The organism is Bacillus sp. JJ1122 (genome assembly GCF_036964885.1).
In the GTDB taxonomy this organism is placed as follows: Bacteria; Bacillota; Bacilli; order Bacillales; family Cytobacillaceae; genus Mesobacillus.
In genome coordinates this window covers 180372-192960 of record NZ_JBALQL010000026.1, presented here as the reverse complement: position 1 = coordinate 192960, position 12589 = coordinate 180372, and the positions used below count along the sequence as shown (strand labels likewise).

The 12589-nt window shown below is 38.0% G+C and carries 16 protein-coding genes and 1 other annotated feature; of the genes, 13 read left to right on the top strand and 3 right to left on the bottom strand.

The annotated features are described in order from the left end of the window. Positions 1-74: 74 nt before the first annotated feature. Both V7201_RS16540 and argS read left to right on the top strand, forming a co-directional pair. Positions 75-500, top strand: a complete 426-nt coding sequence (locus V7201_RS16540) for a GNAT family N-acetyltransferase (protein ID WP_335377853.1) — start codon at positions 75-77, stop codon at positions 498-500. Positions 501-542: 42 nt separating this feature from the next. Continuing rightward, positions 543-755: a binding site (T-box leader), on the top strand. 41 nt (positions 756-796) lie between these two features. Next, complete coding sequence (gene argS, locus V7201_RS16535; RefSeq protein WP_335377852.1) at positions 797-2494, top strand: arginine--tRNA ligase; 1698 nt, start codon at positions 797-799, stop codon at positions 2492-2494. A gap of 133 nt (positions 2495-2627) precedes the next feature. Here argS and V7201_RS16530 read toward each other — a convergent pair whose 3' ends face one another. After that, positions 2628-2924, bottom strand: coding sequence for a HesB/YadR/YfhF family protein (locus V7201_RS16530; protein ID WP_335377851.1), 297 nt, complete (start codon positions 2922-2924; stop codon positions 2628-2630). A 452-nt stretch (positions 2925-3376) separates the two neighbouring features. Further along, positions 3377-4522 carry a TIGR04053 family radical SAM/SPASM domain-containing protein gene (locus V7201_RS16525; RefSeq protein WP_335377850.1) on the bottom strand — a complete coding sequence of 382 codons (1146 nt, stop codon included), beginning with the start codon at positions 4520-4522 and terminating at the stop codon, positions 3377-3379. 131 nt (positions 4523-4653) lie between these two features. Here V7201_RS16525 and V7201_RS16520 point away from each other — a divergent pair, with 131 nt between their 5' ends. From V7201_RS16520 to gloA2, 10 genes are all read left to right on the top strand, one after another. Further along, entirely contained in the window at positions 4654-5613 is a 960-nt protein-coding gene (locus V7201_RS16520; protein WP_335377849.1) for a phosphotransferase enzyme family protein, read from the top strand. A gap of 85 nt (positions 5614-5698) precedes the next feature. Then, positions 5699-6169 (top strand): hypothetical protein, encoded by a 471-nt coding sequence (locus tag V7201_RS16515; RefSeq protein ID WP_335377848.1) that lies wholly within the window; start codon positions 5699-5701, stop codon positions 6167-6169. A gap of 130 nt (positions 6170-6299) precedes the next feature. After that, positions 6300-6503 (top strand): DUF1657 domain-containing protein, encoded by a 204-nt coding sequence (locus tag V7201_RS16510; protein WP_335377847.1) that lies wholly within the window; start codon positions 6300-6302, stop codon positions 6501-6503. Between the two features lie 62 nt (positions 6504-6565). After that, positions 6566-6769, top strand: coding sequence for a DUF1657 domain-containing protein (locus V7201_RS16505; RefSeq protein ID WP_335377846.1), 204 nt, complete (start codon positions 6566-6568; stop codon positions 6767-6769). A 16-nt stretch (positions 6770-6785) separates the two neighbouring features. Beyond that, a complete protein-coding gene (locus V7201_RS16500) occupies positions 6786-7643 on the top strand; it encodes a DUF421 domain-containing protein (RefSeq protein WP_335377845.1) in 858 nt (285 codons plus the stop codon). Positions 7644-7749: 106 nt separating this feature from the next. Then, positions 7750-8187 carry a hypothetical protein gene (locus V7201_RS16495; protein WP_335377844.1) on the top strand — a complete coding sequence of 146 codons (438 nt, stop codon included), beginning with the start codon at positions 7750-7752 and terminating at the stop codon, positions 8185-8187. A 372-nt stretch (positions 8188-8559) separates the two neighbouring features. After that, complete coding sequence (locus V7201_RS16490) at positions 8560-9567, top strand: C40 family peptidase (RefSeq protein WP_335377843.1); 1008 nt, start codon at positions 8560-8562, stop codon at positions 9565-9567. Positions 9568-9819: 252 nt separating this feature from the next. Then, entirely contained in the window at positions 9820-10176 is a 357-nt protein-coding gene (locus tag V7201_RS16485) for an STAS domain-containing protein (RefSeq protein ID WP_207502818.1), read from the top strand. Positions 10177-10180: 4 nt separating this feature from the next. Then, on the top strand, positions 10181-10582 hold the full coding sequence (locus V7201_RS16480; RefSeq protein ID WP_335377842.1) for an anti-sigma regulatory factor: 402 nt from the start codon (positions 10181-10183) through the stop codon (positions 10580-10582). Positions 10583-10594: 12 nt separating this feature from the next. Then, on the top strand, positions 10595-10981 hold the full coding sequence (gene gloA2, locus V7201_RS16475; RefSeq protein WP_335377841.1) for an SMU1112c/YaeR family gloxylase I-like metalloprotein: 387 nt from the start codon (positions 10595-10597) through the stop codon (positions 10979-10981). A 108-nt stretch (positions 10982-11089) separates the two neighbouring features. On the opposite strand, the gene V7201_RS16470 is transcribed toward gloA2, so the two are convergent. Beyond that, positions 11090-11224 carry a BA3454 family stress response protein gene (locus V7201_RS16470; RefSeq protein WP_335377840.1) on the bottom strand — a complete coding sequence of 45 codons (135 nt, stop codon included), beginning with the start codon at positions 11222-11224 and terminating at the stop codon, positions 11090-11092. Positions 11225-11511: 287 nt separating this feature from the next. Between V7201_RS16470 and V7201_RS16465 the strand changes: the two genes are divergently transcribed. Continuing rightward, positions 11512-12117, top strand: a complete 606-nt coding sequence (locus tag V7201_RS16465; protein WP_335377839.1) for a hypothetical protein — start codon at positions 11512-11514, stop codon at positions 12115-12117. Positions 12118-12589: the final 472 nt, after the last annotated feature.

Below are 12589 nucleotides of genomic sequence, written 5' to 3'. Positions count from 1 at the left end.
TGGAACGAAAATCAACAGACTTGTTTAAAAGAGCCTTAATATTAAGGCTGTTTTCTAAAAAGGAGGGAAATGCAATGGTAAATTTAGTACCTGTTACCCAGGAAGAAGAAGATACACTACATCATTTAATGCAATTTTATATATATGAGTTTACGGTTTTTCAGGATATTAAAATTGAACGAAATGGGAAATATACGCCTTTCGACTTGATGCCTTACTGGACAGAACCGAATTTGCATGCATTCTTTATAGTTCATGAAAACGAACTTGCAGGCTTTTCGTTAGTAGAAAGCGGTAGTGAAGATAATCCACATATAGCAGTTAAGCTCTTTGACATGTTTCTAGGAAAATGGAGCATCACGCAAATTGAAAAGAATGAACCGGCAAAAGCCTTCTGGAGAAAGATTATTCGTGAGTACACAGGCGATAACTATACAGAAAGGTCCGATAACCGCAACAGATCTATTCAGGAATTTGATACGGCATTAATCCTAAAATAATAGTTGCAAATCTTAAGTACAGTTGTATATAATGGTAAAAATATCTAATCGATGAAAAAGAGAGTAGTTATTCAATGTCTGCTGCAGCGAGCCGGGGATGATGGGAGCCTGGTGAGACAGAATAATGAAGCGCACTTTTGAGATGATTGCCTGAAATCAGTAGGGCAAGCCGGAGAGCTTCCGTTATCAATGCAAGCAGGTTCCTTTTATGGAACAATTAGGGTGGTACCGCGGGATTTAACTCTCGTCTCTTTTAAAGAGACGGGAGTTTTTTATTTTATTTGGGAGGTTTTGGGATGATGTATATAAAGAAGTATGCAGAAGTCATCGTATCAGGGTTAGATGATAAGCTTACGATACAGGAAGTAGAGCGACTGATTGAAAAACCTAGATTTATAAATCAGGGTGATCTGGCTTTCCCATGTTTTCAGCTTTCAAAGATTATGCGTAAGGCTCCTTCAAAAATTGCGGAAGAACTCAGTCAAAGATTGCAAGGCGTGAGCATGGACCTTTTTGAAAAAGTGGAACCAGCAGGCGGTTATGTGAATGTGTTTTTAAATAAAACCAGGGTTGCTCAAGATGTTTTGAATAATATTATTGAACAAAAAGAACATTATGGTGATTTTTCAATAGGACAAAATGGTGTTGTTGCTATTGATATGTCCTCCCCAAACATCGCAAAGCCATTTTCAATGGGGCACCTTCGGTCAACAGTGATTGGTCATGCAATCGCTCTAATTCTAGAGAAAACTGGCTATAAGCCAGTTAAAATCAATCACTTAGGGGATTGGGGAACACAATTCGGAAAACTGATCACTGCCTACAGGCTGTGGGGTTCCGAAGAAACAGTGAAGAAGAATCCAATCAAAGAATTACTTGCCCTATATATAAAATTTCATATAGAAGCAGAAGTTAATCACGAACTAGAACAGACCGGCCGCGACTGGTTTAAAAGACTGGAAGATGGTGACCAAACCGCATTGCAGCTATGGAATTGGTTTAGAGATGAATCACTGAAGGAATTCTCAAAGATATATCATTTGATGGGGATTGAATTTGATTCATTTGCTGGGGAAGCCTTCTACAATGATAAAATGGATGAAATCGTTGAGCATCTGGAAAAAAGCAAACTTTTAGAGGAATCTGCTGGAGCACAGGTAGTTATGCTTAAAGAAGAAGAGCTTCCTCCATGCCTGATAAAAAAATCAGATGGTGCCACTTTGTACGCAACCAGGGATCTGGCAGCGGCTAAGTACCGGTTTGATCAATATCAATTCGTGAAATCTTTATATGTAGTAGGAAATGAGCAAAGCCTCCATTTTAAACAGCTAAAGGCAGTACTGGCAAAAATGAATTTTGACTGGAGTAATCATTTGTTTCACATTCCATTCGGCATGATCCTTAAGGATGGAAAGAAAATGTCGACCCGGAAAGGCAAAGTGGTTTTATTAGAAGAAGTCCTGAATGAATCGATTCAGTTAGCATTGAAAAATATCGAAGATAAGAATCCATCACTGCCTGCAAAGGAAGAAACAGCAAAAATGGTTGGTACAGGCGCCATCATGTTCCATGACCTAAAAAACTTCCGTATGAATGATATAGAGTTCTCTCTGGAGGATATGCTTAAGGTGGAAGGCGAAACTGGTCCATACGTCCAATATACAAACGCTCGCGCACAATCAATTTTGCGGAAAGCGGCATGGAGTGGCAATCTTGAAGAGTTCCGGTTGAACGGGGAAGCAGAATGGCCTGTCATTATTGATCTTCTCAATTTTCCGGCAGCAATCTGTCGTGCTGCTGAAAAATACGATCCCTCACTAATCGCAAAATATGTCCTTGATCTCGCACAAGCCTTTAATAAATATTACGGGGAAGTCCGCATCCTTGAAAAAAATGATGAAAAAGAATCAAGACTGGCACTTGTATATGCAGTCAGCATTGTACTCGAGGAAGGTTTGCGATTGCTGGGAATCAAAGCACCGAAGGAAATGTAGCGGAAAATTAAGAGCCTCAGACAATCGCTGAGGCTCCGATTTTGATAAAAACTTTTTCCTGGTAAGAACTTTTTTTAAACAGTGCAATAGCATTTAATATTTAGAAAGTATTAACCAAAACACTTTCAACTCCTTAATGGAGCTCCTTATACAAAGCGAATATTTCTTGTTCTGTATCGCTGTACTTGATTTCAACATTAGTTTCTTCAAAGAACCATGTATCATTGGACTCGACAAAAAAGGTAATTCCATCAATCTCTTGCTGTTGGGCAGGAATAGACGGAGTTTCCCGAGCGAATGCAAGGCTGTACCCTTTGTTCTTGTCACCAAACCCGGCATATTGAGGGTAAAGGCGGATGTAAAACGGCTTTGGTGTATCAAATTCTCTCTCAAACCATTTGTATGCGTTTTGATCAATCGAGATTGTCATTTTTGCACCATCCTTTCGTTAGTTTTATTGTAAAGCCCTCAAGGACTCTGCGTCGGTGCTTTATGTCACAGTTATACTGAAGTCATGAAAGTGTCATAAATGAGAAAGATTTATTTTCATTCAAACTTAACAGTACTTTTCCAAATCGCCGAATGCTGTACGTGGAATGCGGTTTGTAGTAAATATTCATTTCAAAGTTTAATGAGAATTTTTTCTACTGAGGAAATTACACTGTTTAAAAACCTTCAAAATTGAAATTGGAAATTATCGATGATTATTTCCAGTTCGCCCAGTATAATTGTGAACTTCGCCAAAATATTTTTCGGGGGAGTAAATTTCACTATAATTTTTAATAAAATTGAGATTCTTGAACGCTGAACTACCTTACCAATACCTTTTCCAAACAAAAAATCCCCTGCAAATGATGCAAGGGAATCATAATATCATTCAAATTATACAGTTTTTTCTTTTTTGCGTATTGCTTCTGGGATGTAAACACAATATGGTTCGCTTCCCATGTAATCTCCTGTTACGGCATATGTTCTTGATCGTGACCCGCCGCAAACATAACGGAATTCACAAACACCGCATTTTGCTTTGTAATTGTCAGGGGTGCGAAGATCTTTAAAAATAGGCGACTCGCGGTAAATTTCAGCTAGAGACTTATCCCTTACATTCCCGCCAACAATCGGAAGCAAACCGGATGGCATGACATCTCCTGTATGTGATACGAAAACAAATCCGTTCCCATCATTAACACCTTTTGGAGCCCTTTTAAGTCCATCAATGATAGAAGCCATATCCTTGGTCAATGTATCCTCATATCGGATTTCTGAACGATCCACAGCTTTTTCCCGTGCTTTTTGCTGGAATACAACCCGTCGATAATGCTGTGCAGCGGTTGTTTTAATATCAAATGGAGCCGTCTTACTAAGTTCATAAAGCCAGCGGAAAACCTTCTCATGTTCTGTCGGTGTCAGGCAAGCATCAACTTGCCCGCGGCCAGTTGGTACAAGCAGGAAAATGTACCACATGACGACTTTTAGATCCTTCATCAATTCAGCCATTTCCTCGAGATATTCGAAGTTATATTGTGATATAACCGTGTTTAACTGAAGTGGCATGTTAAGCTCATTCAAGTATTTAACTTTTTCAATCGTTAAATCGAAAGAACCGGGGGTACCCCTGAAGTGGTCATGAATTGTTGGATTCGGGCCATCCAGACTGAAAGCCCATCGTGATAATCCTACTTCCTTTGCCCGCAACATTCTTTCTTTTGTAACATTGTCAGTTGCGCTAGGAGTGATGGAAACTCTCATGCCCTTTTTTACAGCATAATCAGCAAGCTCGAATAAATCTTCTCGCATCATACAGTCACCACCAGTAAAAACAAGCATAGGATTGTTCATCTCATAAATCTGGTCAATCAGTTTGAACCCTTCCTCCGACGATAATTCCTTGGGATCTGGCTTGTTCTGTGCATCTGCCCGGCAATGTACACACTTTAGCTGGCAAGCCCGGGTTACCTCCCAAATTACGATATACGGATTCTTATTAAAATTAATCGGTTCCTGGTGTTTGAGTTTATGTCCGTGCATATTAATCACCATGCTTTCAACGTTATAGCTTTATTATAAAAATCTTAGCCTTAAGCGCATGTAAGGAATGTTACAATTAAACTAACATTCAATAAATAACTTTAAATTCAATAAATTAGGGGCAAATGTTTATGAGTCAAATATTATTAATCGCTGCCAGGGAGTTTGGTTTTGAGAATGGAAAGTTAATCACTGGCGGTTTTCAAAATCAAGTTTATGAATACGAAGTTAAGGGTTTTAAAAGGATTTTAAGGATATCAGACACCAATAGGAGGAGCTGCAAGGAGATACAATCCGAGTTGAATTGGTTAAGTTTTTTAATTCAAAACGGTATATCTGTTTGCAGACCAATCAAATCAAAAAATGGCAACTTGCTCATCGAGGGGGAAGGAAGCATCGCTGTATCCTTTGAGAAAGCTCCTGGCAATCCAGCCAATGTCAGCAGCCAAGGCGAATGGAACGGAAGTTTTTTCAAAGAGTGGGGAAGATACATAGGCAGGATTCATTCTCTTTCAAAGCAAACTGAAGTACAGAGACTCTTCAGACCAAGGTGGAGAGAAGATCATCAGGATGTTCTTAAACTTGGAATGCAAATTCAGGATAGAATCATTAAGGAAAAGTATCTAAAATTGCTGGGAAAGCTTAAATCCTTCACAATAAGTAATGACAATTTCGGGTTAATTCATAATGATTTCCATCAAGGAAATTTTTTTGTCCACAACGGGGAAATTACTGCCTTTGATTTTGATGACTGCGCTTATTACTGGTTTGCGAACGATATTGCAGTCGCTTTTTATCATGCTTACTGGCAAGGGATTTCATTCAGACCTGATATCAAGGAATTCGGCAACTATTTTATCGATCATTTTTTTCAAGGATATTCCGAAACAAATAAGCTAACGGCAGAAATCATTAATCAGATCCCTGTATTCCTTAAAATAAGAGAAGTCTTTCTTTATCATTTGTTTGTTTCCTCATGGAATATGTCTCAGCTTGAAGATTGGCAGACCGAAACGTTGAAAAGTATAAAAGAAAGCATTATGAATGAAACTCCATATTCGGATGTTCTCTTTAGCGAAAAAACAATCTGAAATTTCGGATAAAAATGAAACTTACCAACACTTCAAGTCGTCTACTTAATGGGTGAAATTTTGCAGGCGAAATGAGGGGTACGTGGTGAGAAAAACAGTATTATCTGTATTCGGGGCAGTATTAATTCTGCTTATCATCAGTGCCACCGCGGGATATTGCAAATATAGACCAAAGCCATCTGTACTCGAGGTTTTAGTAAATAACCAGTCTATACTTGCAGAACCCGGAACATACTCATTGAATAGATGGGGAAGAACGGCTGCTGATGATACATACTCTGATCCAGTCACACTTGTACTTAATGATGACCCAATCATCGTTGCCCCGGCAGAAGAAATTAAACTTGAATTTGAAAAACCCCCTGAAAACGTTAAGTATTATTTGTGGGATGTTAAAACAGGAAAGCTTGCCTATAAAGGTTTGAAAGGCTACCCGCTTAAGCTAGAGAATTCCAACATAGAGTCGGGCGATTATGCCATGGAAATCCGCGCAAAGTGGGAGTATGGCTATGTACTATATAACACGAGGATTATCGTCTACAAAGACACAAAGTGATATTAAACCGCTTAATTCCTTCTATAACGGGAAGTAAGTGGTTTTTTCTTATTACTTTGTCATGAATATTTCTTTCTGACCTAGCAATACTAAAACAGTACCAAAATTATATGGAAAGAAGGGAATATACATGACCGTTGGAGCTCAAGTAAAACAAACTCTTGCTGGATTAAAAAGTGCTCAGGCTAGCTTTGAAACCTTCGCTCTTGGTACTGAAAACCAACAAGCAAAGCAACTTTACCAACAGGCGGCTACTCAAACCCAATCTATCATTGACAGCATTCAGCCGCGCCTGCAGCAAATTGAGCAGGAAGAACCACAATATAAATCGTAATTCAGGGAGGGCAGGGTGAACCCGCCCTTTTCCTGTACATATGAGGTATGAGGTGAAGGAAATTGACAGTAGCAGCAAATGTGAACCAGTGTCTCTCCACAATAAAAGGGATAGAAGAAGAGTTATCCACTCTGGCTTTGAATACAAACATTGAAGAAGCGAGCAGGGTCTTCCATGAAACGATGATGGTAATAGATGAAATAAAATTGGATTTAGAACAACGAAAAAACGAGCTGGAAGTCAAAGAGCCCCAATACAAAGGCTAGCTTAGGAGTGGAATGAATGTCTGAATGGATGCATATCATCGTCCGATCAATACTTTTTGTCGTTACCCTATTTGCAATCACCAAGCTTGGCGGAAAAAAACAGCTTGCCGAGCTATCATTTTTCGAATATGTTTCAGGTATCACTATAGGCAGTATTGCTGGAGAGGTTATTATGGGCCTTGAAGGAAATATGTTCCATGGCGTTTTAGCCGTTATAATATTTGGGGGATTTACCTATCTTGTGGATGTTCTTTCAATCAAAAGCAAATCCTTCAGGGATGTAATTGAAGGTAAAGCCACCGTTTTGATTAAAGACGGCAAGGTTCTTGAAGAGAATATGAAAAAAGAAAAGTATACAATCGACGAACTGAACTCTTTGCTTCGGCAAAAGAATGTTTTTAAAACAGCAGATGTAGAATTTGCGGTACTTGAGCCAAAGGGAGATTTGAGTGTTCTTCTTAAAAAAGAAATGCAGCCTGTGACACCGAAAGATCTACATTTAAATGTCGCTCCAGAAAAAGAGACCCATACCGTTATTATGGATGGTGAAGTATTAAACGATCCGTTGACAGCAGCAGGTAAAAATCGTGGGTGGCTTGATATCGAATTAGCGAATTTAGGAGTCACTTTGGACAATGTATTCATTGGACAGGTTGATTCTTATGGAGAATTGACGATTGATACATATGATGATCAACTTCAAGTTCCATCTCCACAGCCAAGGAAACTGCTTCTAGCCATGTTGAAAAAATGCCAGGCAGACCTAGAATTGTTCGCATTGGAAACAGATTCAATTGAAGCTAAGCAAATGTATAATAAAAACGCAGTAAAACTACAGAAAGCAATCAATAAGATAAAGGCATATTTAAATTAGGGCAAATATGAATGTAAGCTATTACCGGAATAATCAAAGGCAGATACCCAATACTAAATATGGAGGGACAAAACTGTTCCTCTAATCTAAAAAGGGGTGCTGCCGAATGAATCGATCCGCATGGATTTCCACGTTAATGAGATCAAATATTCCTCAAAACATGATGAAAACGTTCGGATATAAAAGAAAAAAGAATCGCTCAATGACCTATTCTTTAATGGGTGTCGCAGTAAGTGCTGCAGCCGCCTATTTATTTAAGAATCGAATGGGCGGAATGAGGCAGCTTTTCCAAAACACCGATAAGCAAGCAGGATTTAACAGACCAATTTCTCCTGGGTTGACCGAATTCGCGAAGGAAATCACTTCAGGAATGAACACTAAAATGAGTGGTTCAAGCACTGGAGGAACAGGATTCCATTCAACGACTTCAACTAGTCCGGAGAGCAGCCAGATCATCAATCAGATTGCTTCCACTGTAAAAGAAACAGGGAATGGCCAGGGCATAGATGAACTGGCAAACAAACTGATTAAAAACAACCTGTAAAACCATAAAACCCGCTTTAGCAGCGGGTTTTTTTTGTTGAATAACAAAATACTTTTAAAAAAGTTTCACTTGTCATTAAAAATATTAGTCCATTTTTCCCTTGAGTTTACAAATATTTATGCCAGATGGTTTATACCTCAAAAATTACAACAAGATTAAACTTATATTTCAGTAACATTACAAACGTGACATACAAAAGGAAAAAAGAGCCTTTAATTCCTTATATTAATAAGGTTTAAGGCTCTTTTTTCTATGAAAACGATATTATTACCAAAGGAAAACTATTCCTGTGAAGGCAAATATTATAGATTCAAAACTCATTTGATAGACTCTAGTATGAATTTGTAACAGAAATTAAAGGAGTTGCTCAACATGAAAAAACAGCTTATGACGGTGGCTGCAACGGCCGGATTTTTATTTACATCATTTAGTGGTTCTGCAAGCGCGCATGAAAAATTACATACTGTTCAATCAGGTGATTCTTTGTGGAAGCTATCTCAAACATATAACGTTGCTATAAACGATATTAAAACATGGAATAAATTATCCACTAATACGATCTATGTAAATCAAAGACTTTCAGTCCTTGCACCGCACAGCCATACATCTACAACAAGCGGAAGCACAAATACAACAGAAACCACTTATGTCGTTAAATCAGGCGATACTTTATGGGGGATATCAAAAACATATCGTTTATCGATTACTGAACTAAAATCGTTAAATGATTTAAAATCCGATACCATCTATCCGGGACAAAGATTGAAGGTTTCCGGAGTGTCTTCTACTACTTCAAGTGCATCGACATCAAGCACTTACATTGTCAGGAGTGGAGACAATCTATCTACCATTGCTGCTCGCCATAATATATCGCTATCAGTTTTAAAATCTATCAATAATCTTAATTCAGATGTAATTTATCCTGGCCAAGCCTTGAAATTATCCGGAACTGCTGCTGCGCCTGTTACAACAAATGTAGCAAACGCAACAACTACAGTGACAACTACGTACTCAACAGCTTCTAAGTTAACTGCATTAATTACTGAAGCGAAAAAATATATCGGTGTCCCTTACGTTTGGGCAGGCAGCACACCATCTGGTTTTGACTGCAGCGGATATTTGAATTATGTATACTCTAAAGCCGGAATCACAATTCCACGCACCGTTGAAACAATTTGGAATGCAACAAAACCCGTTTCATCACTGCAGGCGGGGGATTTAGTATTCTTCGAGACATATAAAACCGGCCCTTCCCATGCAGGGATTTATATCGGAAACAATAAGTTTATCCATGCTGGTACATCCAGAGGAGTTGAAATCAGTGACATGGACAATACGTACTGGAAGCCGCGTTATCTTGGAGCTAAAACTACATTTTAAATAATCTTTATGCTTTACCCAACACCTTATGAATTCAAACCTCCTTCTTGGAGGTTTTTTATCCATATAATGATCTCTATTAAAAATAGGATAAATATTAGTTTAAATTTGTAAATACATCCGTTTTTAACGTATAATCCAATTAAAATCTTATTTACTAAAGTGCACATGGAGAATTCGTACAACTTTTTATATAGTGTGCTTGTACATAGTGAATTCTGGTGAGTTTAATGATTTGGAGGCATAGATGAAGTGAGAATTCCTATATTAAAATTAAAAGATTATTTATTAGTGTCTATACAGGTTGAATTGGATGACCAAACTGTTCTTACTTTTCAAGAGGATTTGCTGAACAAAATTAAGGATACTGGTGCAAAAGGGGTAGTAATCGACCTTACTTCAGTAGATATGATCGATTCATTTATCGCAAAAGTATTGGGAGATGTCATTGTCATGACTAGTCTTATGGGTACAAAAGCAGTGCTGACCGGAATCCAGCCTGCTGTTGCAATTACCTTGATTGAACTCGGCATAACATTGGATAATGTTCACACTGCCTTGGATCTTGAACAAGGAATTACGATATTGAGCCATTTGTTAGAGGGTTAGCCATATGACAGAACCAATTTTAATTAATATTAATAATGAATTTGATATAGTACTCGCCCGCCAAAAAGGGAGAGAAGTTTCAAAGGAACTGCAATTTGGCGGAGTTGACCAGGCAAGAATCACGACTGCGATATCGGAGCTTGCGAGAAACATCTATCTTTACGCGGGCAGCGGACAAATTACGATCAGTGTATTGGAAGAGAGCGGCAGAAAAGGAATTCATATTTCAGCTGTCGACAATGGTCCAGGTATAAATGATATCCGCATGGTTTTGCAGGATGGGTATTCAACTTCGGGTGGCTTAGGTGCAGGACTCCCTGGTGTTAAACGTTTGATGGACAGTTTTGATATCGATTCCATGCCCGGATCCGGAACAAAAATTTCTATTACTAAATGGGCAAGGTAAGCGATAAATAACATGAAATTTAACAAGATCCATCACGTAGCAATAATATGTTCTGATTATGAAAAATCGAAGGATTTTTACGTAAACGTTCTCGGGCTTGAGGTGATCTCAGAGGTTTTTCGAGAGGATAGACGTTCATATAAACTTGATTTAGCTGTAGGAAACCACTGCCAAATCGAATTATTTTCATTTCTAAATTCACCTGAACGTTTAAGTTATCCCGAGGCTGCCGGTCTGAGGCATCTCGCTTTTGAAGTTGAAAATCTGCCTTTTTCAATTAATTATCTTAAAGCCAATGGGCTTACAGTTGAACCTATAAGGTATGACCCTTTAACCAAAAAGCATTTCACTTTTTTCGCAGATCCAGACGGACTGCCAATAGAGTTGTATGAAGCTTGATAATTAATTCCCCGAAAAATTCCTCTCTCTAAAGCACATTAAGTAAAATTCAATTAATATCCATATAAAAAGGATGCTCTGCGGCTCGCGGAACATCCTTTTGTTTATCTAAACTGTCCACTGTTTCAAAACCTGCTGTCGTGCCGTTTCAATGATTTCTTCCTCTGGAGTATCACGATCAGCAATTACATTGGTCAAATAATTTTTGCCTTTAATATCAATTGTAACAGTCACTTCTCTCATTTCACATTTCCCTTTCTGTTTATGTTTTTCATGATGGTTTATAAAATTACCATGTTATTCTAATTACCAACATACATGCAGGAATAAACATGTGGGACATAGAGTAGAGGTAAAAAATTTGCTGAATTTTTCATACCCTGTATTCAACTATTTGACTTGCGACAGGCACTCTCAATAAAATTGGAGAGTGCCTGTCACTTTTTTTAAAAAAAGGAAGGAAAAATTTTACTATAAGTTGAATTAGAGTATAGAGAAAAAAAGAGATTAGAAAAAGGGGATCGATTGTTTTGAGAGAACACAATGCAGACCGTGCAGGAAGCTTATTGGTGACGACAGCCGTTATCTTGCTTTTTGCCTCTGTGCCAATTGGTATATTTTTAGTGACATTTATACACCAGTCCTTTTATTTAAAGAAAACCTACTTGTTTTTTGACACTCCAATGTCGTCATATGTCACAATGGTAGCAATGTTTTTGATTATATCAGTACTATTGATATTCATTGCCATCTATTTATTTAAGTCATATGAATCAAAAAGGCGCAGCATGATCTTAGCTCTTTCCACTTTGATCACAATTGTCATCACCATAATTGGCGGTTTCCTGAGTCTAGATAATTATTTTTATATGGATAAGGAAGGGCTCTATTATGATGATCTCTGGGGAATGGAAAAAACGGTCTATGCATGGGATGAAATTACAGCAATGAAGCAGATCAATAAAAAGGAAAATGGAACTTTAACTCCTGAAAAAGTCATATTCACATATGGTGATGATAAAATTGAATTGCCATTGACACCTAAACTTCGCAACGAAATCGACCCTGTCATCGGTTTTATCGAAAACTCAAAAGGAGTTAAACTCGTCCTGGAAACCCGTACACAAGAAGAATAATTTATAAAACCTTTCATAAAATATGAAAGGTTTTTTAGCGTCCATTTTCATATCATCCCAAACGTCAATGTAAAAACAACATTTGAATCCTTACTGCCAGCATGTATGGACGAAAAATTTCGCTAGAATAATTTGAACTCCGCTAGGAAAGTGGGATTTCGCCAAATAAATTGTGAACTCCGCCAAAAAAATAAGATTTTCGCCAAATAAATTGTGAACTCCGCCAAAAAAATAAGATTTTCGCCAAATTAATTGTGAACTCCGCCAAATTAAAATGCGAGTAATAGAAACTAGGTATTCAAGCAAACTAAAACGGATGTTTTTTTTTAAAAGGCTGTGTTAAAGATGAAAGTTGATTTTAAACCCTGTTGATTGTAGTGGAATGCGCGAAGACTCCTCGAAAATGCTAACGCATTTTCTTCGTGCGTGGGTCCATTCGAGGAAGCTATTCAGTGTCCTGCGGGCGCAGCTG